The organism is Salisaeta longa DSM 21114, from assembly GCF_000419585.1.
Lineage (GTDB): Bacteria > Bacteroidota > Rhodothermia > Rhodothermales > Salinibacteraceae > Salisaeta > Salisaeta longa.
This window is the reverse complement of sequence record NZ_ATTH01000001.1, coordinates 2,463,385-2,487,736: the sequence shown is the minus strand read 5'-3', so window position 1 is coordinate 2,487,736 and position 24,352 is coordinate 2,463,385. Positions and strand designations below refer to the sequence as shown.

The 24,352-nt window shown below is 61.4% G+C and carries 20 protein-coding genes; 13 read left to right on the top strand and 7 right to left on the bottom strand.

Going from position 1 to position 24,352, the window contains the following annotated elements; all coding sequences use genetic code 11:
• Positions 1-30 precede the first annotated feature (30 nt).
• Positions 31-816 carry a bacillithiol biosynthesis deacetylase BshB1 gene (gene bshB1, locus SALLO_RS0110370; protein ID WP_022836238.1) on the bottom strand — a complete coding sequence of 262 codons (786 nt, stop codon included), beginning with the start codon at positions 814-816 and terminating at the stop codon, positions 31-33.
• Between the two features lie 225 nt (positions 817-1,041).
• Between bshB1 and SALLO_RS16570 the strand changes: the two genes are divergently transcribed.
• The 11 genes from SALLO_RS16570 (at position 1,042) to SALLO_RS0110315 (ending at position 12,018) form a co-directional block, all read left to right on the top strand.
• Entirely contained in the window at positions 1,042-1,275 is a 234-nt protein-coding gene (locus SALLO_RS16570) for a hypothetical protein (protein ID WP_022836237.1), read from the top strand.
• Between the two features lie 252 nt (positions 1,276-1,527).
• Positions 1,528-2,562, top strand: a complete 1,035-nt coding sequence (locus SALLO_RS0110360; protein WP_040605762.1) for a beta-ketoacyl-ACP synthase III — start codon at positions 1,528-1,530, stop codon at positions 2,560-2,562.
• A 51-nt stretch (positions 2,563-2,613) separates the two neighbouring features.
• Positions 2,614-3,558: an ACP S-malonyltransferase gene (fabD, locus tag SALLO_RS0110355; RefSeq protein ID WP_022836235.1), complete on the top strand. Its 945-nt coding sequence runs from the start codon at positions 2,614-2,616 to the stop codon at positions 3,556-3,558.
• Between the two features lie 135 nt (positions 3,559-3,693).
• A complete protein-coding gene (locus SALLO_RS16565) occupies positions 3,694-6,063 on the top strand; it encodes a heavy metal translocating P-type ATPase (protein WP_022836234.1) in 2,370 nt (789 codons plus the stop codon).
• A 112-nt stretch (positions 6,064-6,175) separates the two neighbouring features.
• The gene (locus tag SALLO_RS0110345) at positions 6,176-7,792 is read left to right on the top strand and encodes a hypothetical protein (protein ID WP_022836233.1); all 1,617 of its coding nucleotides are present in this window, start codon (positions 6,176-6,178) and stop codon (positions 7,790-7,792) included.
• 139 nt (positions 7,793-7,931) lie between these two features.
• Entirely contained in the window at positions 7,932-8,393 is a 462-nt protein-coding gene (locus SALLO_RS0110340) for a hypothetical protein (protein WP_022836232.1), read from the top strand.
• A gap of 811 nt (positions 8,394-9,204) precedes the next feature.
• Positions 9,205-9,627 (top strand): hypothetical protein, encoded by a 423-nt coding sequence (locus SALLO_RS0110335; RefSeq protein ID WP_157621401.1) that lies wholly within the window; start codon positions 9,205-9,207, stop codon positions 9,625-9,627.
• 239 nt (positions 9,628-9,866) lie between these two features.
• Entirely contained in the window at positions 9,867-10,298 is a 432-nt protein-coding gene (locus SALLO_RS0110330) for a hypothetical protein (protein ID WP_022836230.1), read from the top strand.
• Between the two features lie 49 nt (positions 10,299-10,347).
• Positions 10,348-10,797, top strand: a complete 450-nt coding sequence (locus SALLO_RS16560; RefSeq protein ID WP_040605760.1) for a hypothetical protein — start codon at positions 10,348-10,350, stop codon at positions 10,795-10,797.
• A 67-nt stretch (positions 10,798-10,864) separates the two neighbouring features.
• Complete coding sequence (locus SALLO_RS0110320; protein WP_022836228.1) at positions 10,865-11,269, top strand: hypothetical protein; 405 nt, start codon at positions 10,865-10,867, stop codon at positions 11,267-11,269.
• 308 nt (positions 11,270-11,577) lie between these two features.
• Positions 11,578-12,018: a hypothetical protein gene (locus tag SALLO_RS0110315; protein ID WP_157621399.1), complete on the top strand. Its 441-nt coding sequence runs from the start codon at positions 11,578-11,580 to the stop codon at positions 12,016-12,018.
• A gap of 207 nt (positions 12,019-12,225) precedes the next feature.
• On the opposite strand, the gene SALLO_RS0110310 is transcribed toward SALLO_RS0110315, so the two are convergent.
• The 4 genes from SALLO_RS0110310 to SALLO_RS0110295 form a co-directional block, all read right to left on the bottom strand.
• Positions 12,226-15,348: an efflux RND transporter permease subunit gene (locus tag SALLO_RS0110310; protein WP_022836227.1), complete on the bottom strand. Its 3,123-nt coding sequence runs from the start codon at positions 15,346-15,348 to the stop codon at positions 12,226-12,228.
• Between the two features lie 148 nt (positions 15,349-15,496).
• Entirely contained in the window at positions 15,497-17,017 is a 1,521-nt protein-coding gene (locus SALLO_RS0110305; RefSeq protein WP_084696258.1) for an efflux RND transporter periplasmic adaptor subunit, read from the bottom strand.
• Between the two features lie 56 nt (positions 17,018-17,073).
• Positions 17,074-17,370: a hypothetical protein gene (locus tag SALLO_RS0110300; protein ID WP_157621397.1), complete on the bottom strand. Its 297-nt coding sequence runs from the start codon at positions 17,368-17,370 to the stop codon at positions 17,074-17,076.
• Between the two features lie 69 nt (positions 17,371-17,439).
• Positions 17,440-18,675: a TolC family protein gene (locus SALLO_RS0110295; RefSeq protein WP_022836224.1), complete on the bottom strand. Its 1,236-nt coding sequence runs from the start codon at positions 18,673-18,675 to the stop codon at positions 17,440-17,442.
• 309 nt (positions 18,676-18,984) lie between these two features.
• On the opposite strand from SALLO_RS0110295, the gene SALLO_RS0110290 reads away from it, so the two are divergent.
• Both SALLO_RS0110290 and SALLO_RS0110285 read left to right on the top strand, forming a co-directional pair.
• Positions 18,985-19,737 carry a response regulator transcription factor gene (locus SALLO_RS0110290; RefSeq protein WP_022836223.1) on the top strand — a complete coding sequence of 251 codons (753 nt, stop codon included), beginning with the start codon at positions 18,985-18,987 and terminating at the stop codon, positions 19,735-19,737.
• A gap of 117 nt (positions 19,738-19,854) precedes the next feature.
• A complete protein-coding gene (locus SALLO_RS0110285) occupies positions 19,855-21,306 on the top strand; it encodes a sensor histidine kinase (RefSeq protein ID WP_022836222.1) in 1,452 nt (483 codons plus the stop codon).
• On the opposite strand, the gene SALLO_RS0110280 is transcribed toward SALLO_RS0110285, so the two are convergent.
• Together SALLO_RS0110280 and SALLO_RS18245 are read right to left on the bottom strand one after the other, a co-directional pair.
• Positions 21,286-23,361, bottom strand: coding sequence for a heavy metal translocating P-type ATPase (locus tag SALLO_RS0110280; RefSeq protein WP_228702802.1), 2,076 nt, complete (start codon positions 23,359-23,361; stop codon positions 21,286-21,288). The genes SALLO_RS0110285 and SALLO_RS0110280 overlap by 21 nt on opposite strands.
• 149 nt (positions 23,362-23,510) lie before the next feature.
• Positions 23,511-24,056: a c-type cytochrome gene (locus tag SALLO_RS18245; protein WP_228702827.1), complete on the bottom strand. Its 546-nt coding sequence runs from the start codon at positions 24,054-24,056 to the stop codon at positions 23,511-23,513.
• Between the last annotated feature and the right edge of the window lie 296 nt (positions 24,057-24,352).

Sequence of the window (24,352 nt, the reverse complement as noted above, 5' to 3'; positions counted from 1 at the left end):
GTTTCCTCTTGATTTTAAGACCGTCGCCGCTCACCGAAACGGCTGATCCTTCGCAAGCACGGCTCCCAGGTCGTCTACGCCCAGCGGGCCGTGGCGGTACAAGAACGGCTCGCCGTACGTTGCGCCAATGTTGTAGCCGTAGGTGCGGGCGCGGCCCTCGATCCATTCAAAAAAGTCTGGATTGGAGATGAAGGTCTCCGGCTCGTCGGCATCCGGCGTGTAGTCCTCGTTGAAGAACTGCGAGCGGAAGGCCTGCAGCGCCTCGATGCGCCGCTCCCACACGGCGCTCACATCCACCACAAGCGTCGGCTCAAACGGAATGGCCTGCATGTAGTGCAGCACGTGCGCGGGCCGATGCGGCGCTTGGGGCGTTCCGTCGCGATCGGTGGTGTCTACCTTCCGCAGCCCGCTGTAATAGAGGGCGTCGGTAGCAAGCTGGGCCGCTGCACAGTGATCCGGGTGGCGGCACGTGGCGCTGTTTATCAGCACAATGCGCGGCTGATACCGCCGCACCGCCGCAATGACCGCCCGCTGATTTGCTTTGGTGTTGGCGATGTCGCCATCGGGCAGGCCCAGGTTTTCGCGCACGGCAAGCCCCATGATCTCGGCCGCCCGGGTTGCTTCTTCCATTCGGCCTTCGGGCGTTCCGCGCGACCCCAGCTCGCCCCGGGTGAAATCGACGATGCCCACCGCGTAGCCTTGCGCCACGAGGGTACAAATTGTACCACCCGCACACAATTCCACATCATCGGGATGCGCCGCGAGCGCCAGCACATCAAGCGTTTCCGTTTGCGCGCCGTGAAGAAGTGTTGCCATAAGCCCCTGAAAGCGTGGGAAAGTGTCGCTTGCGGGTGGGACGGGCAGCCGTCGGGCAGGTTCACGCCGGCCGCCCATACCGAACAAACGTTACGCATGTGGTGAAGCTGCCGAAGCAAACAACATTGGAATGGTTTTGGGAACGAAGGGATGTGACATTGGAAGGCGTCCGTTGCGGCTTTCCTTCTACAATACCTTCTATTTTAAACGATCACTTTTGCCCTTATGGCCTCGTACTCTTCTTTTCAACCGCTCGTCTTCGGTTCCAAGCCCCTCAGCCCCGACGTCTCGGACCTGCCGCCGGCGTTGCAGCGCTATGCGCGCAAGGTGTACAGCGACGCGTGGGATGCGTATACGGCCGCTGGCTGCCCCTTTGGCCCGACCGACAAGGCCATGCTGGTGTGGTACACGTTCAACATCGAGGCGCCCGCCCACGCTCGCACCTTTAGCGACAACTAGGGCGGCAGGAAAGCCCTTTGGGGCCCAGGTCAAGCATTGCATGCCTGTATCCTTCACAGCTGCATCGGCGCGCCGTGCGGTCTACGCAGGACCACGCCCGCCCCGTGCGCAGGGGGCCGCAAGGCTCCTTGGACGGTGAAACCCGCATGAATGACGGATGGGGCGGCCCAGCGGATGTAAATGCGCAGGCTGCTTTGTATGCTGTTAATCTACGTATTGCCTGTCCCACCGTCACCAGGATCCCGTACCATCATGGCCTCAGCTGATTCCCCCGCTGTGGGGACGTCCGATCGTCGCGCTGCCGTCACCGCCGTTGGGCACTTCTTGCCGGAGCACCGGCTAACCAACGCCGACCTCGAACAGATGGTGGATACCAACGATGAATGGATCCGGACGCGCACCGGTATTCGCGAGCGGCGCATTTTGAAAGACGATTCGAAGGCTTCGGCGTTCATGGCCACGGAGGCGGCGCGCGAGATCCTCGCGACGCGCGACATCGACCCCGCCACCATCGACGTCGTGATTGTGGCCACCGTCACGCCCGATATGCTGTTTCCGGCCACGGCGTGCCTGGTGCAAAACGAAATTGGCGCCACCAACGCTTGGGCGTTCGACTTTTCGGCGGCGTGCAGCGGCTTCTTGTTTGGCCTTACCACCGGCGCACAGCTCATTGAAAGCGGGCGCTACGAGCGCGTGCTCGTCATTGGCGCCGACAAAATGAGCGCCATCACCGACTACACCGACCGCTCCACCTGCATTCTCTTTGGGGATGCCGCCGCTGGGGTGCTCCTCGAACCGCACGACACGCACGGCCTTTCCGATGTCGTTCACTACGCTGATGGCGCGCACGGCGACCTGCTGTGCCAGCCGGGCGGCGGCAGCCTCAACCCGCCCTCGCACCGCACCGTAGATGCCAAGATGCACTACATCCAGCAGGAGGGCCGCCCGGTGTTTAAGTACGCCGTAACGCGCATGGCCGATGCGTGCAGCGAGATTATGGCGCGCAACAACCTGTCGGCCGACGACGTGCGCTACCTGGTGCCGCATCAGGCCAACAAGCGCATCATCGACGCGACGGCCAAGCGCATGGGCCTGCCCGACGACCAGGTGATGGTCAACATTGACCGGTACGGCAACACCACCGCGGCCACAATCCCCCTGTGCCTGCACGACTGGGAGGCGAAGCTGCGCACGGGCGACCAGCTGGTACTGACGAGCTTTGGCGGCGGATTTACGTGGGGCGCTTCGCTGCTTACCTGGGCCTATGACGGCGCCGATGCCGCGTAGCCCCTCGCACCGACCGTTCCCTTTTACCACGCATCAACGGCATACACAACCATGAGCACGGCTTTTCTCTTTCCGGGGCAAGGATCGCAAACCGTAGGCATGGGCTATACGCTCTTTGAGCGCTTCCCCGAAGCCCGCGAGCGATTTGAGCAGGCAGCCGCTATGATGGAGGACACGGTCGACCTGCTAGCGCTGATGTTTGGCACGCAGCACTCGGGCGCGGCCGCCGAGGAGGCCCTCAAGCAAACGGAGGTGACCCAACCGGCGCTCTACACGCACAGCCTTGCGGCCATGGCCGTGCTCGACGCGCACGGGCATACGCCCGATATGGTGGCCGGGCACAGCCTGGGCGAATACAGCGCGCTGGCCGCCGCCGGAGCCCTCTCGTTTGAAGACGGGCTGCGGGTGGTGCGCCGCCGCGGCGAGCTGATGGCCGAAGCCGGCACGCGGCGTCCCGGCGCGATGGCCGCTGTGCTTGGGGCCGACAACGACGCCATCGAAGCCGTGTGCACCGACGTCTCGTCGGACGGCGACGGCGTGGTGCAACCGGCCAACTACAACGCACCGGGGCAGGTGGTCATCTCTGGCGACGTAAAAGCCGTAGATCGCGCGAGCAACGAAATTGCCGGGCGCGTCATTCCGTTGCCCGTAAGCGGCGCCTTCCACTCGCCACTCATGGCCTACGCCCGCGAGGGCCTGGCCGAAACGCTGGACGCCGTGGCCCTCAACGAACCGCGCTGTCCGGTGTACCTGAACGTAACCGGCGCGCCCACCACCGACCCCGAGGCCATCCGCGAGGCCCTCATCGACCAGCTCCTCTCGCCGGTGCGCTGGGCCCAAACGCTCGAACGGATGCACGCCGACGGCGCCTCTCGCTTTGTGGAAGTGGGTGCGGGGAACGTGCTGCGAGGCCTCGTGAAGCGCACCCTGGGCCGCGATGTGGAGCGCGTGGCGGCCGGCACGGCCGACGACCTGGAGGCGCTAGCGGGCGCATAAACGCGCCGTACGCATGCCGGGCGGCCCACGCGTGTCGGGGAATGCTCCACACGCAGGCGCGGGCGCGGCCGGCGGATCTTTTGCTGCGGCGTGGCGATGCTTTACCACGGCCTGCTGTCTTTCCCGTGTGCGCCTATGCCCCGTTGTACGTACTGCGACCTCCCGACGCCCACGCCGCCCGTCACCGACGATGCCGTCGACGGCGCGTTCTGCTGTCAGGGCTGCTTGCTTGCGCATCAGCTGCAAGCGGACCTCGATGCGCCCGCTACCCCACAGGCGCTGCCCGATACCGCCGCAACGACCTTCGTGCATCTGCAGGGCATGCACTGCAGCAGCTGCGAGGATTTCATCGAGACGCTGGCTCACACTACGCCCGGCATCTACGCGGCCGAGGCGAGCTACGCGGCCGACATGGCCAAAATCAGCTACGACCCCGACGCGCTAACGCCCGAAGACCTCACGCACCGGCTGAGCCGCGCCGGATACACCGCCGCCCTCTCCCCTGACGCGGCCGACGATAGCGAAGGCGACACGGTGGTGCGGCTCATCTTTGGCGGATTCTTCGGCATGATGGTGATGGCGGCGTATATCGTGCTGCTGTATCCGGCGTACCTCACCGGCGACGGCCTCATCTCGCTACAGGACGAGGGCCTCACGTACGTCCTCACCAATCTATGGGCGTTCACCAGCTTTGTGCTCTTCATCACGGGCTGGCCCATCCTGCGCGGCGCCGCGGTGAGCGTGCGCGTGCTGCGGCCCAACATGGACCTGCTGGTGGCGCTGGCGGCCGTTAGCGCCTACCTGTACAGCGCCGGCGCGGTGCTCGCGGGCCAAACCGACGTATACTTCGACGTGACGGTCGTCATCATCCTGGCGGTGTCGCTGGGCGGCTACTACGAGCGGCGCATCAAATCGCGGGCCGCAGGGCTGCTGGCGGATCTGACGCGCGAACAGGTGGATACGGCCCGGCGCCATGCCGCCACAGGAGTGGAGACGGTGCCGGTTGAGGCGTTGCAGCCGGGCGACCGGGTGCTGGTGCGGGCCGGCGAGCGCATCCCGATCGACGGTACGGTGGTGGACGGGCGCGCCGCGGTTGATGAGTCGCTGCTTACGGGCGAGTCGGTGCCGGTGCAGCGCACGGTGGGCGACGCGGTGCTGGGCGGCGCGGTGGTCACCGACCATGCGCTCACGGTGCGTGTAGACGCGGGCGCCGCGAGTACGCTCGACCGCCTCGTGTCGCTCATGTGGAGCATCCAGTCGAGCCGCCCGGGGGCCCAGCGCCTGGCCGACCGCATCGCCGCGGTGTTTGTGCCGCTGGTCATTGGTATCGCCGCGGTGGCCTTCGGACTCCAGCTCTGGGCCGGCGCGTCGTGGTCGGCGGCCCTCCTGACCGGCTTGGCTGTGCTCATCGTGTCGTGCCCCTGCGCGCTGGGATTGGCCACGCCCCTCGCGGTGGCTGCAGGCGTGCGCGAGGCCATGCAGCACGGCATCGTCATCCGCGACGTATCGGTGTTTGAGAAGAGTCCGGCCCTCCGCACGCTGGCCCTAGACAAGACCGGCACGCTTACGACCGGTCAAATGGACGTTTTGGAGGCCCCTAGCGATGCCCGCGTATGCCAGCGCGCCGCGGCGGTGGAGGCCGCCTCGGCACATCCCATCGCCCGCGCCCTCGTCGCATCGGTGGGTGGCGACGTGGCACCCGCTTCCCAGGTGGAAAGCTTCCCGCGCGGCGTGGAGGGGTACGTAGACGGCCTGCGGGTGCGGGTGGGGCATCCCGACTGGCTCGCGCAGGACGGCTGGACCCTTTCCGACCGGCACCGGGCGCGCGCTCGTGCGGCACAGCAGCGGGGGCAGGTGCCCGTGGCCGTGGGCTGGGATGCGGCCGTGCGCGGACTGTTTGTGGTGGGCGATGCCCTGCGCGCCGATACGCCCGCGGTGCTCAAGGCGCTGCGGCAGATGAATGTACGCACGGTCGTGCTTACCGGCGACCGGATGGCCGCGGCCCGGCCGCTGCGCGATCGGGATCTCGTCGACGAGGTGGTGGCCGATGTGCGCCCCGAGACGAAATCGGCGGTGGTGAAGCGCCTGCAGGAGGACGGTCCGGTGGCCATGGTGGGCGACGGCAGCAACGACGCCCCGGCCCTCGCGGCCGCCGATGTGGGCATTGCCGTGGGCCCCACCGCGCTGGCCGCCGATGCTGCCGACGTTGTAATCATGCAGGGCGGCCTCGGACGCGTGCCGCAGGTGTTTGCTCTGGCGCGGGCCACGCAGCGGCGGATTCGGCAGAATCTGGTGTGGGCCTTTCTATACAACGCCGTCGCCATTCCAACCGCAGCGCTGGGGGTGCTCAACCCGCTGGTCGCCGCCCTCGCGATGGCCGCGAGCAGTCTGGGCGTTGTCGCCAACTCGGCCCGCTCGCTCCTCCCAGAGCAAGCGGCGCATGCCAAGCATGCACAAGGCAACAAGCGGCACACACCAAGCGGCACACACCAAGCGGCAGATTAAGACGCTGAGGCGGCCTCTTTCTTAAATCTTTTCGGAATACTTGACATTAATATTCGGGGGGGTATGCTGTGGGCTTGATGTACACCGGCCGCGTCTGTGCTTTTGCCATCCTATGCCCCACATTATTTCGTTTCTTATAGAGCGCCCGATCCGGCCGGCGGCCGTGTGTCTGCTTTTGCTTATTGGAGCCGGGCTGCTCGTAAGCTGCGACCCGTCGCTCGTCGAGCCACCTACCGCGCACTCCCCCTCGGACGTACCCACACGCGCGGGCGGCCTGGGGCTAACCGCCGACACCGCCGTGACGTTTGTGCCCATGCCACCGGGCGCCGATCTGTTGCCGCTGCCGGGGACTTCCTCGCTGCGCGCACGGCAGGCCGCCCTGCCTGAAGCGCCTCCCGCACTCGCCGGCTCGCCCTACGGCTGCCTCTACAGCACGCCCAACCTGCAGGCGCCTTCCACGGGCCCGGCCTACCGCTATCGCCGCGTCTATGCGTTCTTTCCGCTCGCGGCCGTGGCCGGGGCAAAGGGGGCTGCGCGCACGGTGGTCTTTCAGCTCAACAGCCGCACCCTCTATGCAGGCGGCGCCGAGCGGGCTGCGGCGCACGTGGTGCGGGTGGCGCGCTGCCGCCTGCCCGACACCGACGCTGCGCAGGCCCTGCTGCATGAACGGCTCCGGCGGTTTCCTGAGCCACCACACACGCACGCAAGACACGCGCAAGCGAAGCGCACAAGGCAACAGGCATGGGTAGGCGTCTCCGCTTCGGCTTTTAGCCCTTCAGGGCTGGTGACGCCATCTGCAACTTCAAAGCGCAAGGTGTGCGTCGACTATGAGTACGTTTGGGTCTACCCCGATGGCAATACCTGCTACTCAAATCCTGTCGATGGACTGGTATGTGATCAGCCGATACTTGTACGTGGTGAATGTCAGCGTTACATCACGGTCGATGGCGGCGGGGGCGGGGGCGGCTCGCCAGGTGGCGTGGGCAGTGACCCGTCGCCGTGTGCCCAGGAACCCACAACGCAGCTGTGTGACCTTGGCGGCGGACCGGTAGACCCTGCCCCGCCGGAGCCTGCAGACGATCCCCCGGTTACCAAGAGTGAAGTCGTCGATGAAATTCGAAGGGTGTGTGCCAATGCTCCTGGAGTAACTCTACCTGGCAGCGACGATATGCTATCAGGCTATTTCCAAGCAAGCGTGCGAAAAAGCCTTAATGCCACTCTTTCCGAGATGCGTCGGTATCGATGGGACGGCACCCAACAAGACCATCCGCAACTCACCAATTTAGTGGATGGGTACGCTATTGCAGTTACAAACGACGGTGTCCATCTTCCAGATGTGGTATCCTCCATTCTCGAAGTTAAATTCACTGAGAATCCGACATATAACCTGAGCAGTTCACAATGGAAGGCTCACATTGACGATTTAGCACGCTACTACGATCGGATTCCCGAAAATGACTATAACCTTGGAGCGCCTCTTTACCTACTTGTCACAAATTCGACCTACACGAGCATCGACAATCTCGGCGGGGATGAGAGCGTTCGTATTCCGGAGTACGCCTCGGTACATGGGGTCAACGTGATGCACCTGCGGGTGACGAAGGATTTCTCCGGAACCTACCATCTCGAGGGTGACCTGATCAGCTCGTCTGACGCCTTAAACTGGATCGCGGATCTGTTCAAAGACGTCAAGATTCCCTTGCAGGTGGCGTGCCATAGAGAAAACTAATATTTTTAAGATCCAATATTTGAAGCAAAAGACCATGGGAACGTATTTGTCTACGCCTCGACTTCCGCTTTCCTGGGGCGTTGACCTGCTGACAGGACGGCGGGATATCGTGGATTTAAAACGGGGACAATTCAAGCGCATGGAAGATGCGTACACGTTCTGGCTCAGCGCGCTTCCCGAGAGAGCACCTTACAGCTTAAACTTCAGTAAATTTTACAAACACTCCCTCGATGCAATCACTGGAAGACTTCATGACCACCGGTTTCTCCAGACATTCATAGATGAGGAACCAGAAGACCCTCGGTTCTGGGCCGTATATGGTGCCCGACGTATTGGGTGGAAGCCAAAACACGTATTTCCGTTTCGGTACAGTCTTCCCGAGGATATCCAGGCGATTGTTGATGAGCTTAGATTCATGACTGAAGTTGACCTCCGGCGGAATGTCGAGCACGTCCTAGAGGTGGGTGAGGACCGCTATGCTAGTGAGGTCTTGCAGCGGTGGATGCGCGAGCAGGCCGCTGCGAAGCTTCTCCCGGCGCTTCTTCAATTCTACAGAGCGGCCTTAGAAGACAGTGAAATCGTCGTATATTGGTTGGCATAAGCTTCCGTTTGTCCATTTGCCGGGAAATTTCTAAACCGCAGGGTGAACATACGCGACTGTACAACTGAGGAGCCCACACAACTGAGGAGCCCACACAACTGAGGGGGCTACGGTAACACCTCGGATAACGCAGGGCTGGACGGCGAGACAACCTGTACGGAGCTGCAGCCCGCCCCGGGATCTGAGTGCGCGCCGCCGGACACCACCATCCCGCCGTGTGAATCCGCCAACCCGCCCGATTACTGCGACGAAGCGGGCAGCTGCTTCCATGCGGATATCCCTAACGAAAAGCACAAGGCTATTCTTGAAGCATTGGAGGCACAAGGTGCGCTTAACCAGCCCTGGCAACGAAGTCAGGCTTTAGGAGGCAACATTGAGAGTGGGCGATGGATTGTAAAGAGGGATGGAGAGTATAGTACGCGTGAACTAGACCCAAGTACAGTAACCCAGACAACTTGTGCGATACTGTTCGCTCCAAATACCGAGCCTCCCGAGAATGCCGTTGGCTTCCTCCATACACATCCATCTGATATTAGTGACATGATAACTTGCCCTTCAAATCCACTTAACCCTACAGGCCCTCAAGTAACTTTTGAGTATGACGGCACAATATCTAAATTTGACATAAACACTCTTTTAGAATTTGAATTTAACATAGGGCTAATGATTGACGGTAATAACATTATTTTTTTGACCAAAATGATACAGTAGAATCATCGACTCAGTATTCTCGTTGCGGATATTAAAAATATTATATAAAAGTTTTTGTTTTTGCACTTTTATTGTAAAAATTATTTAAACTTTTAAAATCATGTTTATATCCAATAGTTTTATTACAAAAATAATTTTTGTTGCTTCAGCACTTATGTTGATCCTCGGTGGCGTTTCGACATATGCTCAGGACTGTCCAGCTAAAAATCCTTTCGCCAGATCGCTTGTCACAACCTTCCTAATAAAGGACCAGTTTTCTGACAATCGTCAGGAGACAGGAACCACCCATATCGATACGAGCAATGTCCAACGGGTTCAGGATCCATCTACCTGTCAGGCTCTCAATAACGCGTACGGGAAATTCGACGTTGAGCTTCGGGATGTCGTATATTATCGAGCAGCTGATCGTTACTTTGTTGCGATGCCTTTTGAAAAAACAAGCGACGGCACCATGGCACTTGGTGTAGAATTCTTGATTGTTCTGGACGATTCGCTTAACGAGCTAAAGAAGTACGGCTTGTAATCACTTAGGTGGATTTGAAAAACATGATTACTGTTCGCCAGAGCAGTGACCCGTCGCCTTGTGCCTAGGAACCCACAACGCAGCTGTGCAACCTTAGCGGCAGACCGGTAGACCCTGCCCCGCCGGACACCGCCATCCCGCCGTGTGAATCCGCCAACCCGCCCGATTACTGCGACGAAGCAGGCAGCTGCTTCAATGCGGATATCCTTAACGAAAAGCACAAGGCTATTCTTGAAGCATTGGAGGCACAAGGTGCGCTCAACCAGCTTTGGGAAGACTCCAACTTCAATCAACCGGAAAGAAACCGCGCCGAACAAGGCGGCTTTCTCGTGCCCAACGGCTACAACGACGGCTTTACCTTCCAGCGCCTGCAGCCGAGTCAGATCATCGATACGACGCCCTGCAAGCTTGAGTTCACAGCGTCCTCCGACCTTCCACGCGGGACAATCTACGTCCACACCCATCCATACACCAATGGCGAGCAGCAGGATTACTGTGAAACGCCAATCCCCGTTGGATACGAAAACGAAGTAGGTGTTGATGACCGACCCGCACTGGTCCAGATGAACCTCAACAAGGGCCTCATTATCGATGCTGATAAGATCATCCTCTACACCGCCGAGGGGAATAGCACGAACGGCTATGCCACCTACAACCGCTGCGGATATTGATCTTCAGCCTGCGATAGGTCTTTTACGCTCCATATAACGCTGAACTATTATGAAACGTACATCCTTGCTGTTTTTGGCTTTAACGCTCGGCTTGATCGCCTGCGCAACCAGTGGATCGACGCAGGCTCATACCAACCCCGGCGCCTCCAAGCCGTCATCTGAAGACGCCTGCCCCGCCGGGTCGCAACGTGCCTTCGCTATGGTCGAAAACTTCCTGACCAACCCAACCTTGTCGGATGCACGGCAGGAGACAGGAACGACCGGACTGAGGCCCGCGCAGACTCAACTGGTCCAGGATGAGAGTACGTGCCACCAGCTCGACGGCGAATTTGGCGATGTTACGGATGAGTATGCAGTGAGCTACTATAAAGTAGGCAGTTTTTACTTTGCTACCCAGATCCTCAAGCAGCCAGACGACCCAAACATTGTTGCATCAGGTCTCTCGTTCATATATGTTTTGGATAGTAACCTTAATTTTATTAAAGGCTATTCCGGATAGCCTCTTGCAACGGGCACCCGAATAGAGCACAATCAATGCTACGAGTGTATTTGAAGGCCGCCAAAACATGTTCTCGCTACTTTTGATGGGCCTGACCTTCCTGCTTTATCCAACGGCAGCAGCAGGCCAGCGTGGAGATTACCGTCCCTCCGCAAGTGCGTCCTCCCTTAACCGCGTTCAGTCCTTTTTAGGCGATTCGGCCTGGGCCGGCGAGCGCCAGGACTTAGGGATCACCGTGAGTGCGGTCCGTGCGTGCGTGCTGAGTGACGCCCAGGATCCCGAAGTATGCCAGTCTTTGTCAGATAAATTTCAGGATCCTAATGAGCAGAATCGGTCGTTTTACAAGGCGGGATCGTACTACTTTGTGGTCTACGAGTGGGAAACTCAGCCGGACGGAACCATCAATATCGGCGGGGCAGGCTTTATCGTTCTGGGGGAGAACCTAAACGCCCTGCGGTTCTACGTGAAGTAGCCCAAGGCCGGTGACCGGTACTTTGTTACGCTTCTCCTCAAACAGCCAGATGACCCACAGATAATCGTCAGTGGAATATCTATCGTAGTCGTCTTGAATAGTAATCTGGAAAAAATTGAATCTTACGGCGGATAGCCTCCAATCGGGAGCAAAAGTGTATGCCTAATATTCAGTTTCATTTTTACCCTAGAGCCGCCTCACTCATTGGTGATCACCCTCATGGCCACCTCTTGCATAATAAAAAGAAGCGATAAGTCTCTCGTCTAATCTTGGACAGCAACTTTGAATTGCTTTAGTTCTATGTTTGAATGCTTCCCATCAAGCCGAATGGTCATTCGAATTATTGGACTTATTGCTCTCTCCCTCCCTCTTTCTTAATGCCCTTTCTATCGCTTGCCCAACCACTCAACGGCGGCCCACCTAGCAGTGAAAGCGCCCGAGCGATTGTCGAGGCTTACCTGAGCGATTCGACGTGGACTGAGGAGCGGCAGGCGGCTGGCATTTCGGTAACGCCGAGCAAAATTCGTCTCCTGAGTGACGAACGTGATCCTGTAGTTTGTCAGAAATTGGCAGGGGGAACCAGCAATAACGCGTGGATCGAACACTTCTTCTACAAAGCAGGCCCGTACTACTTCAACTTAGCCTTGCTTCGCCCGCCCATCGAACGTCCCGACGAGTCTTTTGGTGGAAAACAAGGGCTTCTAATCTTTGATCATAATTTTGAGCTGGTCGGGATATACATGCTCTGAGGCGGTATGCCGTCATGGAATTTACGATGTGCACCGGGCGCACAGTCGCCGCAGCTCGCACGTGTGCGCGCTGATGTTGCCGCAAGACAACTGGCAGTCCTGCATTACCCGGTTGCCCTCGCGATGGCCGCGAGCAGTCTGGGCGTCGTAGCCAACTCGGCCCGCTCGCTCTTGTCGGAGTAACTCGGTCCTAAGCAGCCAACCGGCTCATGTCGCAGAGAACACGTCTGCAGCTTTCGCAGTGAGTGTCTCGGGACGCCCAAACTGCTCGAAGAGCACCGGAACGACAATCATGTTGAGCAGGGTCGACGTGATGAGCCCGCCGATGACGACAATAGCCAGCGGCGTCTGAATCTCCTTGCCCGGCTCGCCGCCCCCAAGGGCCAGCGGGATGAGCGCGAGCCCGGCCGTGAGCGCCGTCATGAGGATCGGGTTGAGCCGCTCCATCGACCCCTGCACCACGGCCTTCCGCAGCGATTGGCCTTCGCCCAGCAGCGTGATGTAATGGCTCACGAGCAGGATGCCGTTGCGCACGGCAATGCCGAAGAGCGTCACAAAGCCGACGAGCGCGGCAATGTCGAGTGTCCCGCCCAGGAAGAGCAGCAGCGCCGCCACGCCACCGGTGAGCGCCAGCGGCAGGTTCACCATGACGAGGAGCGCCGCCCGGCTGCTTCCAAACTCCTGATAGAGCAGAAGGAAGATGACGAGGATGGCCACGATCGATAGGATCAAAATGGTACGCGTAGCACGCCGGGCGCTCTCGAATTGCCCGCCGTATTCGATGTAGTAGCCCTCGGGCATCGTGACGCCCTCGTCGATGCGCTGGCGGATGTTGCCGATCACACGTCCCACGTCGCGCCCGCTGACGTTGGCCGAGACGACGATCTTGCGCTGCACATCCTCGCGGCTAATCGTGTTGGGGCCGCGTTCGTACTGGATGAGCGCCAGTCGCGACATGGGCACCTTGGCGCCCGTGGGCGCGTCGATGAGCGCCCGACGGATCGACGGGGCCCCGGCGCGCGCGGTAGAGTCGAGCCGAACGACGAGGTCGAACACTTGCTGGCCCTCGCGCACCTCGGAGACAACCGCCCCGCCCATGAGCGCCTCAATAGCGTGGCCGAGCCGTCCGGGCGTGACGCCGTACGTGGCCATCTGTTGGCGCCGGGCATAGATGCGAAGCTGCGGCACATCGGCCTGCTGCTCGACCGAGAGGTCCACGAGGCCGGGCGTGCCTTCTACGGCACCGCGCACCGATTCGGCCAGGTCCCGTAGCTCATAAAGGTCGGGACCGAAGATCTTGAGCGCGATGGCCGTTCGGGTGCCGGAAAGCATATGGTCGATCCGGTGGCCGATGGGTTGACCAATCGTGATGTTCGTCCCCGGAATGGACCCCAGCGACGCGCGCACGTCGGCCATAACCGCGCTCATCTCCATCTCGGAAAGGTCGAGCCGGACGTCGATCTCCGAGGCGTTCGAGCCCTGGGCGTGCTCGCTTAGTTCGGCGCGTCCGGTGCGCCGGGAGGTCGATAGCACGGCGGGGTGCTCCAACAGACGTTCTTCTATCTGATCGCCGATCTCGCTGGAGGTCTTAAGCCCCGTCCCCGGCGCGGTGACGGCGCTGATGACGAGCGTGCCCTCCTGAAAGTCCGGCAGGAAGCCGCGCCCAAGAAACGGGAAGACAGCCAGCGTCGCGACAAGTAAGATAGCTGCTGCCCCCATCACGATCCGCGATCGATCCAGTACGACGCGCAGGGTTTTTCGATAGGCGCTGTGCAGGCGGCCCACGATCCACGTGTCTTCGCCTTCTTGCACCGTAGCGGCGTTCGGGAGCAGGTAGTAGCACAGCACGGGCGTCACCGTCACGGCGACGACGAGCGAAGCCAGAATCGCGACGATGTACGCAAGGCCCAGGGGCTGCAAGAGCCGCCCCTCAACGCCGGAGAGAAAGAAGAGGGGAACGAAGACGACGCTGATGATGAGGGTCGCGTTCAGGATGGGGCCCCGCACCTCCTTCGACGCCTCGTAAACCACGCGGAGGGGGTGCTGTTGCTCGCTCTCCGGGCGTTGGGCGTTTTCCTTGAGCCTGCGGAAGACATTCTCAACATCGATGATCGCGTCGTCGACGAGCGCGCCGATGGCAATAGCCAGACCGCCAAGGGTCATCGTGTTGATCGTGATGCCAAGACCGTACATCACCAGCATCGCCACGGAAAGCGAAAGCGGAATCGCCAGGACAGAGATCGCCGTCGTGCGCACGTTCCACAGAAAGAGAAACAGCACGAGAACGACAAGAAGCGCCCCGTCCCGCAGCGCCTCAATGACGTTGTCGATCGCCAGCGAGATGAAGTCCGCCTGCTGAAAGATGGAGCGGTTGATCGTCATGCCAGCCGGAAGCTGCTGCTGGATCTGGTCCAGCTCAGCCGTAATCCGTTCGGTCAGTTCCAGCGTGTTGGCACCGGGCTGCTTCTGGATCGAGATGACGACGGCCGGCTCGCCGTTCACCGACGCCGCGCCCAACCGAGGCGTCTTCGGGCCAATCTGAACGTCGGCTACGTCGCGAAGCAGAATGGGGGCGCCGTCCCGCGTCGTAACGACGGTCTGGGCGATGTCCTGCACCTCACGTACCCGGCCCATGCCGCGGATGAGCACCTCGCGGCCGTCCTGCTGGTAGACGCCGCCCGCTGCGTTCTCGTTTGAACCGGCTGCCGCATCCATCACCTCCGACAGGGACACGTTCAGCGACTGCATCGCTTCGGGCTTTGCGAGCACCTGATACTCCTTCACTTCGCCGCCCAGCGGGATAACCTGAGCCACCCCGTCGATGGCGAGCAGGCGCCGCCGCAGGATGCCGTCGGCCGCGGCGCGCACCTGCATCATCGAGTGCGCATCGCTCGTGAGCCCGACGAGCAAGATCTCGCCCATGATTGAGGTGATGGGCGCCATCACCGGCGGGTCCACATCGTCGGGGAGCTGCGCGCTCACCAGTTGGAGCTTCTCGCTCACAATCTGCCGCGCCTGGTAGATGTCCGTGCCCCAGTCGAATTCGACCCAGACGATGGAATACCCCTGCGCTGAACTCGACCGCACCCGCCGCACCCCCGATGACCCATTTACGGCCGTTTCTACCGGGAACGTGACAAGCTTCTCGACCTCCTCAGGCGCCATACCGTGGGCTTCGGTAAGCACCGTGACCGTTGGGGCCGTAAGGTCTGGAAACACGTCCACGGGCATCGTGAGCGCTGCATAGCCGCCCCCGGCCACGAGCAGCACCGCCGCAAAGAGCGTCACGAGCCGGTTCGAAAGGGCCCATTGAATCGTTCGGTCAAGCATCGGTCAGAAAAGCTGCGGGAGAAAAAAAACGGGTGCGTAGGGGCGAGTGATCGGGGGCACGCGAAGCAGGGAAACGAGCGGTGTGCATTGTGAATCGATGGCCCCCTGCCTATTGTAGCCCCTGCTGGGGGCTCCCCCCTTTTCGAGGTCAGTGCGGGTGACCATGACCGGCCATCTCGCTCGCGTTCAGCGAGGCCAGATAAACTTGATAGGCACCATTGGTGACAACGTGTTCGCCGGCTTCAAGGCCGCGCTCGACAATCGTTGCATAGCCGTCGGTCGGGCCGAGCTGCAACGGACGACGCGCGAAAGACTCGCCGCCGGTTTGCACGTAGGCGACCGGCTGGCCATCCTCAATCTGAATCGCCGCATTGGGGATGGTCACGCCCTCGACGGACGTACCGGTAAGCAGGCGCCCGTCGACCATCATGCCGATCTTGAGGCGGCCTTCGGGGTTTGCCGCTGCAAGCAGAACCGGAAGCGTGCGCGTATCCGCATCGAGTGCGGCCCCCGTCGACACCACGCGGTCTGCCGTGTAGGGCGTCTCGCTGCCCGCTACGGTAAAGACGCCGCCCACCGCCGCATTGGCCCGCGCCGCCTGCTCGGCAGGAACGTGCAGGCGCACCCACACCCGGCGTGGGTCCACGATGGTGTAAAGCACAGTGCCCACCTCGACCCGGCTGCCGGGCGCGAGATGGCGCTCTTGCACCTGCCCCGTGATGGGTGCGCGCAGCCGGTAGTTGAAGCCCGCTCCCTCACCGCCCCCTATCGATTGAAGGGCGGCCTGCGCCACCTCCAGGTCGTGGCGGGCCTCGATGAGCTGCTTTTCGGGAATAGCTTCGATGGCATAGAGCCGCTTGGCCCGTGCCACCTCACGCTTCAGGCGCTCCACGCGGGCTTTTGTCTCGACATAGGAGCCGGTGCCGCCGGATGGTGCCAAAACGGCAAGCGTCTCGCCTTTCCGTACGCGATCGCCCGGGGCAGGCATCCCGAGATTGGCCTCAGCCGGCGTGAGTCCACTGACAGGTGCCGAGACGCGCGCATATTGCCCGGCGACCGGCACAATCTCGCCGGGGGCCTCTACCGAGGGCCGCACCGACCGGACACTGGTCGTTGCAACACCGAAATCAATCGCCCACTGCTGTTCTTTTAAGAACGTGATGTCTCCTTCAGGAGCCGGCGGGATCTCCGCTTCATCAGCAGACGCATACACGCGGATGTCCCCCACCTCGACGGTATCGCGCAGCTGCGGGCTGCCTACAATCATGAAGAGGCGAAACGTACCCGCCTCAGGAATGGTGGGCTGTGGCGTGAAGATGCCGGGCCGCGACGGGGCATTGGCCGTGTGTACGTAGGCCGCGCCGTCTGAGCGACGGAAGCGCAGGGTGAGCGTACCCTCACCGATGAGCTGGTACCCGCGGCGTTGGGTTACATGAATGGCCCACGGGCCGCTGCGCTGCCCTGCAACCAGCGGTGGGTGCTCAAAGAAGAGTTCTGTCTCGGCCGACCAGGCCGTCACGGCGATCGACGACGTGCCGCCGTTGTGTGCATGGCCGCTCTCGTTGGAGCTAGGCGTGCCATCGGCAGCCGGTCCTCCAGCACGGCCGCCCCCACATCCAGCGAGCAACAGAGCGAACGTGGTGAGAAGTAGTGAAAACCGCAGAGCCATGAGAGCGCAGGGATGGAGCGAGGGAGGAGCGCCAGTTATTGAAAAAGGGGGAGGGATTACTCGTGCGCATGCGATCCGCCGCCGTGGCTGTGCGTGGCGCCCTCCTGCGCAGGGGTGCTACCGTCCGTGGTAGGCGTGCTGGTCTCCATGCCCGACGTGTCGAGGCGCGTTGCCGAAGTGTCGGCATCATGCATGTGAGCGTCGCCGTCATGGGCATGGCTGGAGCCGTCATCGTGCGTATGGGTCCCGGGGGCCGCGTTCCCCTGGCCCTCGCCGCTGCCGCACGCAGCAAGTGCGCCTGTAAGAGCAAGGACGAGGGCAAGCGACAATGTGTGGCGTACAATGCGTTTCATGGTATGGGTCATGGTATGGGGTCGGTGCAATGGTAGAGTGTAAACGTATTAGGTACATGCGCGGCAGGGCTATGGCATCCGAAGGGGGTGCCCCATGGCGCGCAAAACATCGAAATACCGCGTCCACAAATCCGCCCGCATGTTCACCGTTCGAATCTGTGCATCGTGGTACGCCTCGGTGGCATCGAGGAGCTCAAGGAGGGACATCTCGCCCTCGGCGTAGCTTGTCTGAGCAATCTCCAGAAGGTCGCCAGCCCCGGATAGCAGGTGCTGGTTCATCGGCTGTATTTGCCGACGCAGCGAAGCGTACGCGCTGTGCGCCTGCCGAACATCATTTTTTATCTCGCGGCGCACAAGCATCTGTGTGGTTTGCGTGGCCGAGAGACGAGCCGACGCGGCAGCCGCCTGCCCGTGGTGGCGGTTAAATAGGGGCAGGGGAAGCGACACCCCCAAGAACACCCCTACAAATCCATCCGATTGATCTTTGTATCCAGCAGTAACGGTGGGGCTGGGCCCTACGGCATGGCGCGCCGCCTGAAGCGCCGCCCGCTGCGCATCGACCCGGGACTGCCAGCGCCGAAGTTCGGGGCGCTGGCGAAGCGCTACGCGGAGGGCTTCGTCTTCGGTGACAGGAGGCGGAAGGGCCTGCGGCAGGCGTTTGACGGCCACCGACGGGGCCCCCTCGGGCACGATCAGGAGGGCGAGGTGCCGCCGGGCGGTCAGGACGTTGCGCCGCGCGGTGGCCAGGCGCTGCTCGTACCGTGCTCGCTCCAGCCGGATGCGCCGCACGGCATATCCCGACGCCTCGCCTGCAGCCTCGCGGGCCGCGAAGCTCGAATCTGCGGATCGAAACACGCGGGCTACGCGGCTGAACTGCCGCACCCGTGCCTCGGCAGTGGCAGCCCGAACGTAAGCCGCGGCGACCTCGAAGGTAAGCCGCAGCCGATCGGCCTGCGTGCGGGCCTGCACAGCGCCTACACGGGCGCGGGCTGCGTCTATCCGGTAGCGTCGGCCGCTCCGTGCAATCCGCTGACTGAGGGTCACGTAGGCTTCCGACCGGCGGGTGCCGTTACGCCAGATCGGCTCGTAGCTGGCTTGTAGCTGAGGGTTCGGGTACGCCGCCGTTTGCCGGGCCTCCCCGCGCTGAGCCGTAACCTGCGCTTGCGCGCGCCGAAGCGATAGATTGTTGGATCGAAACAAGCGGAGCGCCTCACCCAGCGAGACGCGGCGCGTGGACGGGTCCATCCGTGGCTCGTTCGCCGGCTGGGCGTCGATGGGCTGCCCAATGGCCGGTGCAACCCACATCACGCAACTTGCTGCAGCTATGCAAAGCAACCAGAGATGCCATGCAGCGGAGCGTTCATTCATCAGACGTGCCGGGCGAATGCTTAGAAGATGGTGCTGGCGCGCGTAACGAGCGACCAATGAGCCCCCAGGCTCCCACAAGGCCCATAAGCCAGACGGCAAGCATGAGGAGAAACCACGGATCCATCGGTCGGCGGCCACGTTCGGCGATCAAATGCAAAGGCTGTTTGTACAACCAATCACTAGGTAACGAAGGCCGGCTGTTGTGAGCCCGTCGACAACCTTAGCATTCCAAAAGGTAGTGCCCTTATGCCCCAGCGCCCGCCCGCCACACAGCGTCTCCTCTTTGTGGAAGACGACGAGCGCGTTGCGGGCCCCATCAAACGAGGGCTGGAAGAGGAAGGATACCAGGTCGATTGGATGAAACGGGCCGAGGACGCGCTGGGGGAGGCCCTCGTGACCTCGTACGAAACGCTGATCGTTGACTGGCGCCTTCCGGGCATGGACGGCCGCACCCTGATTGAGCGGCTCCGCGATGCGGGGGGCCGGGTTCCGGTGCTCATGCTCACGGCCCTTCGCGACGTGGATCACCGCGTCGCGGGCCTCGATGCGGGCGCCGATGATTACCTGACGAAGCCCTTTTCGTTTGAAGAACTCCTTGCCCGGCTGCGCGCGCTGCACCGCCGGGCAAGCGAAGAAGATCCTGCAGTTGGCGTCCAGCCTATCCACCTGCAGGCCGGTGCCCTCTCGATGGACACAAGCCGGCGCAAGGTCCGCTACGGCCCCTCCGAGCTCGACCTCCGCCCCAAAGCTTTCCGGTTGCTGGAGCTCTTGCTTCGCCGGCAAGGCGAGGTCGTTACGCGAACCCGCATCGCAGAACGGGTGTGGGGATCGCCGTATGATGTAACCGCTAACGCCATTGACGTCACCGTATCAAACCTGCGCCGCGCTCTGAAGACCGTCGACCTGAATGCCCCCCACCTTGCCCCTGTAGCGCTGGAAACCGAGCGCGGCGTAGGGTACCGGCTCACCGTACTGGCAGCCCCTTCCGACACGTCCTAAGCGTACCGTGAGCCTGCTACGCTGGGTGGCCGCTGGGGCGAATGCTGGTGCCAGCAGGCGTGCAGCGCAATGCCGTGGAGCGACCATCCCCCACACAACCATCCGCTCAACCGTAATATGGGCCTGCGTTCACTCCTTTCGCGCCTGTCGCACCCGCGCCTGTCCATCTCTACGCGGCTGGCGCTGTGGTACGGCTTGAGCCTTCTGATCTTGCTTTCGCTCTTCGTCGTCTACCTCTACACAAGCGTTCACGTCGGCCTGCACCGCGACTTTGAGCGGCACCTCCGTGCCGAAGCCCACACGATCATGCAGCGCCTCGACGACCATCAACGTGCAATGGCCGCGCCTCCATCGCCGATTCAGCACCTGTACGGTTCATATGGCACGTTTGTGCGTGTGCTTCGCGCCAACGGGCAGGTGCTACGCGCCAGCAAGAACTTTGACCGTCGCTCGTCTTTTCCGCCGCATCTTCCGGAAGACCGCACACAGGCCCTCCGCGTCCACACCTGGGAGGGAGAACGGGTGCGATCGTTGTACCATCCCATCGCGGAGCAGAAATCAGCCGGGCCGGCCGCCCTGTGGCTGGAGGTCACCCGCCTCGAATCGTCGATCCATCGTGAGATGCACCGGCTGGGATGGCTGCTCGCCCTGGGCATTGCCATGAGCGTGGTGGTTGCGATTGGAACGGGCTACGGAATGGCCCATCGCGCGCTGCGCCCGGTGGCGGCACTCACGAAGGCCGCGCGTGACATTCAAGAGGAACCGACGGGCCAGTTGCCTACCGACTTTGGTGTGCGCGACGAGCTGACCGACCTCGCCGAGACGTTCAACGCCATGTTGCAACGCATTCGGCAGGCATTCAAACGCGAGCGGCACTTTCGCTCAGATGCTGCGCACAAGATGTTTACGCCGCTTACGGCGATCCAGAGTGAACTGGACGTTACCTTGCGCAAATCCCGATCGGAAGCGGATTATCGTGCGGCGCTCGAGGCCATTGGACGCCATACGGAGGCCCTAAGCGGCATGCTGGACGAGCTGATGACGCTCTCGGAGGTCGAATCCCTTGCGATGCAAGACCACCAGGTGGCCTCCTTGGATCTTGCCCAGCGGGTTCGGAAACGCGCCCAGCACTTTGAAGCCCGCGCCCGGCGGCGCGCCATTGATCTGCAGATTGCCTCTCTTGAGAGCGGGCCCGTCGCACTTCCCACGCGTTATGCAGATACGCTCATCGACAACCTGATTGACAACGCACTCAAATACACTCCCCGCGGCGGCTGCGTGCAAGTCGAAGTGCACAGGACCGATGCGGAGATGGCGCTTCGTGTTACAGACGACGGCATTGGGTTTGATCCCTCCGGGGCCCACCGGCTGTTCGACCGGTTTTACCGCTCCGCCCAAGCCGCCGAAGAAGCGCAGGGAAGCGGGCTGGGACTTTCTATCGTGCAGGCGATAGCCGAGCGGTACAACGGCGACGTGCAGGCGCAAAGCCGTGGAGCAGGCCATGGCAGCACGTTTACCGTACGCCTTCCGCGAGCAGATAAGAGGCCCTCACAGGTTGCGGAGACGTAGCGCATTCCACGTCACGAACAGGCTGCTGAGCGTCATAATAACAACCGCAGCTAGCGGGTGCAAAAGCCCGGAGGCCGCCAGCATAAGACCCGCAGCATTATACACGAATGTCCACGCCAAATTCTGTTGGATGGTGCGTCGCGTTCGTATCCCAAGCGCCCGGAGCCATGCAACATTACCAAGGTCTGTGTTGTACAGCGCCACATCAGCCGCCTGAAGTGCCTGGCCGGCTCCTCCTCTAGGGGCAATGCCCACGTCGGCCGCAGCAAGTGCAGCCGCGTCATTAATGCCATCGCCTACCATCACAACCGGTCCGTTATCAGCACGCATGCGCTGCACATACGCTATTTTGTCTTCAGGCGATTGTTGGTACTCGACAAGAACGTCCATCGATTGGGCCAACCGATGAGCAGCTTCAGGCCGGTCGCCCGTTAGCACTCGCACGTCAGCGCCATCGGCACGCAGTTGATGGAGAGCCGCGGAGGCCTCCGCACGCGGTTGTTCTGCCAAGCTTATAACAGCTACGACACTATCCTCAACAAATAGAAAGTGCGTGCTGTGCCCCGCTGATTCCTGTGTATCAGCTACCGTCCGCACCTCCGGGGGCACATCGACGTCTATCGCACCCGCAAGCTTTGCATTCCCGACCCCAACGCGCACAGAGGAATTCCTAGCATGCACAACGCCTACAACTCCTGCCCCCGGCAACGTCTGCACCTCATCTGCTTCCAACGGTGCAAGCCCCCGGGCAGCTGCAGCCTGCTCAATGGCTTTCGCGAGGGGATGCCGCGTACCAGCCTCAACGGCTGCTGCCAGTTGCAAACAATCGTCCTCCGCTAGCGAACGTGGCCCGGAGGGTTCGTACCCGTTGTATAACAGAGCAGGTGGTGCGTCCTCTGCCGCAGGCACCAGCGACGTCTGGGCCGTCCTGGAAGGCAGTACGGTGAAATGAAGACGCGACGCATCGGGCGTGCTTAGCGTGCCTGTCTTATCAAAGAGGACGGTCTGCGCTTGCCCCGTTGTTAGGAGCGAAGCGCCGGAATGCAGAACAATGCCCCGTTCGGCAGCTTGATTGAGGGCGACAATGAATGTAAGAGGCACCGCAAGGCTCAGGGCACACGGGCACGTAATGAGAACAACACTTAGTGCCGTGTAGAGGGCCTTTTGAAAGCCCACCGCCCAATACCATCCCCCAAATGTTACCAGCGCGAGCACCACAGCACCCGGGATAAGCCAGCGCATGACACGGTCGGTGGCCTGCTCCACATGGGTAGGCTGGCGCAACGCCTCGCGTACGGTCTTTTCAATACGGGCAAGCCGCCGCTCCTCAGCGACGGCGGTCACCCGAACCGCGAGCATCCCATCAACCACCTGCGTCCCTGCGTAAACGGCGTCGCCCGGTCCATACACCGTGGGCTGTGCCTCCCCCGTAAGCGATCGTTCATCAATGTAGCTGTTGCCCCTTTCTATTTGCCCATCAACAGGAACCGTATCGCCGGCGCGCAAGCGTATTTGATCATCCACCCGAAGCTCGTCCGGCGCAACCTCCGCCTCATCGGGCGAGAGCCGCTCGTACGTAGTTTCTGGAATACTGAGGAGACGATCTAAGACACGCGTCGCACGGTTTTTGGCGCGCGCCGTAAGGTAGCGCCCAAGGGTGTGAAGCGCCAAAAGCATCGTAGCGGTCTCCAGATAGATAGGGCCAGTGCCCCGAACGTACGAGACAATGCTTGCCGCCACAGCACTTCCGGTGCCGAGTGTAAACAATACATTGAGCGTGAGGCGACGCTGACGGACGTCGCGCCAGGCAGCACGCACCAGCGGGGGGGCCAAAAGCGCCAGTGCAGGAACCGCCGCAAAGAGTAGTGCCCAGTGTGCGGGATCAAAGCCTGTATCCAGCGATCGCAGGGCCCGAAACCCATACCCTACACTGATGGCCACGCTGATGGCCATCGTGAACGCTGCGAGCAGAGCGCCCAAGAATAGGCGATAGAGCAGCGCCTGCTGCACGTCGGTCGATTTTGAGGTTGCAGCGCCGGTTTGATCAGAAAGCACCTCATCAGCCATCCGACAACCGTAGCAGCAGTAGCACGCTGCATCGTGTACCGATGCCTCGTCTGCAGACGGGCCACGCACACCGTCTTCGGCAATGGGTAATTGGCAGTGCTCGCAGTACTTCATCGCGGAAGGATCTCGGGGTTACATCACTTTGATGTCGTGGCGGCTTGTCCGGCACCGGAAGCCTGCTGAGTGGCCTGCCCCTGTGAGGAAAGTACGTCTTGCAGGGGAGGCGCACTGTTTAGCTCATCTGCCGTCCATTGCTGGGTGCGGCCTTCGGCAAAGGCGCGAATGGCTGCCACCTCCTCAGCACTTATGGGTGAGGCATCGTTACCCCAGCTGGTCCGTTCATGTGTAATAACAGCCGCAATCTCTTTATCACTGAGTTGCTTCCACGCCGGCATGTTGCCATTATACGTCTCGCCCTTTACTTCTACCTCTCCTTTCATTCCATGCAATAGTATCCGAATCACCCGTGCTTTTTCGCCTGTAACCCAGCGCGATCCGCTAATCGGAGGAAAGACTCCTGCTATGCCTTCTCCATTGGCTTGGTGACAACTAGCGCACCGTGAGCTGTAAATCTGCGCACCGTCTACTTGAACGGCCGCAGCCGCACTTGCGGGCTCTGCAACCGTCAACTCGGGCTGCTGAAGCCATGGGTAGGGACTAAAATCTCCTATATACTGGCCCATATAGTACGTGCCAAAGAGCACGACACCGAAGATCGTGACCCATAGCCACACGGGAACAGCTTCCCCCCCTTCTGGCGGCAGGGGCTTCTCTCGGAAGAGCGCTGAGAGCTGGTCGACCGGCTCATCGCCTTCGCTCTCTCGGCGCTCAGAGGAAGCCGCTGATGTTTTTGGGGAACTTGGCGCGGCATCCTGTGGCCCACCGGCCGATGAGCGCCCTCGCGATGATGCGTCTGAAGACGATTGGGGATGATCTTCCATTGGATATAGGAGCCGTAGCGTGGTAGAGGTAAGACGGT

Excerpts from the sequence above, each read along its gene's own strand:
- bshB1 (WP_022836238.1), bottom strand. The coding sequence starts at position 816 with ATGGCAACACTTCTTCACGGCGCGCAAACGGAAACGCTTGATGTGCTG.
- SALLO_RS0110360 (WP_040605762.1), top strand. The coding sequence starts at position 1,528 with ATGGCCTCAGCTGATTCCCCCGCTGTGGGGACGTCCGATCGTCGCGCT.
- SALLO_RS0110290 (WP_022836223.1), top strand. The coding sequence starts at position 18,985 with ATGCCCCAGCGCCCGCCCGCCACACAGCGTCTCCTCTTTGTGGAAGAC.
- SALLO_RS16565 (WP_022836234.1), top strand. The coding sequence starts at position 3,694 with ATGCCCCGTTGTACGTACTGCGACCTCCCGACGCCCACGCCGCCCGTC.
- fabD (WP_022836235.1), top strand. The coding sequence starts at position 2,614 with ATGAGCACGGCTTTTCTCTTTCCGGGGCAAGGATCGCAAACCGTAGGC.
- SALLO_RS16570 (WP_022836237.1), top strand. The coding sequence starts at position 1,042 with ATGGCCTCGTACTCTTCTTTTCAACCGCTCGTCTTCGGTTCCAAGCCC.
- SALLO_RS18245 (WP_228702827.1), bottom strand. The coding sequence starts at position 24,056 with ATGGGCCAGTATATAGGAGATTTTAGTCCCTACCCATGGCTTCAGCAG.
- SALLO_RS0110285 (WP_022836222.1), top strand. The coding sequence starts at position 19,855 with ATGGGCCTGCGTTCACTCCTTTCGCGCCTGTCGCACCCGCGCCTGTCC.
- SALLO_RS0110340 (WP_022836232.1), top strand. The coding sequence starts at position 7,932 with ATGGAAGATGCGTACACGTTCTGGCTCAGCGCGCTTCCCGAGAGAGCA.
- SALLO_RS16560 (WP_040605760.1), top strand. The coding sequence starts at position 10,348 with ATGAAACGTACATCCTTGCTGTTTTTGGCTTTAACGCTCGGCTTGATC.
- SALLO_RS0110345 (WP_022836233.1), top strand. The coding sequence starts at position 6,176 with ATGCCCCACATTATTTCGTTTCTTATAGAGCGCCCGATCCGGCCGGCG.
- SALLO_RS0110315 (WP_157621399.1), top strand. The coding sequence starts at position 11,578 with ATGCTTCCCATCAAGCCGAATGGTCATTCGAATTATTGGACTTATTGC.
- SALLO_RS0110295 (WP_022836224.1), bottom strand. The coding sequence starts at position 18,675 with ATGTGGGTTGCACCGGCCATTGGGCAGCCCATCGACGCCCAGCCGGCG.
- SALLO_RS0110320 (WP_022836228.1), top strand. The coding sequence starts at position 10,865 with ATGTTCTCGCTACTTTTGATGGGCCTGACCTTCCTGCTTTATCCAACG.
- SALLO_RS0110335 (WP_157621401.1), top strand. The coding sequence starts at position 9,205 with ATGTTTATATCCAATAGTTTTATTACAAAAATAATTTTTGTTGCTTCA.
- SALLO_RS0110305 (WP_084696258.1), bottom strand. The coding sequence starts at position 17,017 with ATGGCTCTGCGGTTTTCACTACTTCTCACCACGTTCGCTCTGTTGCTC.
- SALLO_RS0110300 (WP_157621397.1), bottom strand. The coding sequence starts at position 17,370 with ATGAAACGCATTGTACGCCACACATTGTCGCTTGCCCTCGTCCTTGCT.
- SALLO_RS0110310 (WP_022836227.1), bottom strand. The coding sequence starts at position 15,348 with ATGCTTGACCGAACGATTCAATGGGCCCTTTCGAACCGGCTCGTGACG.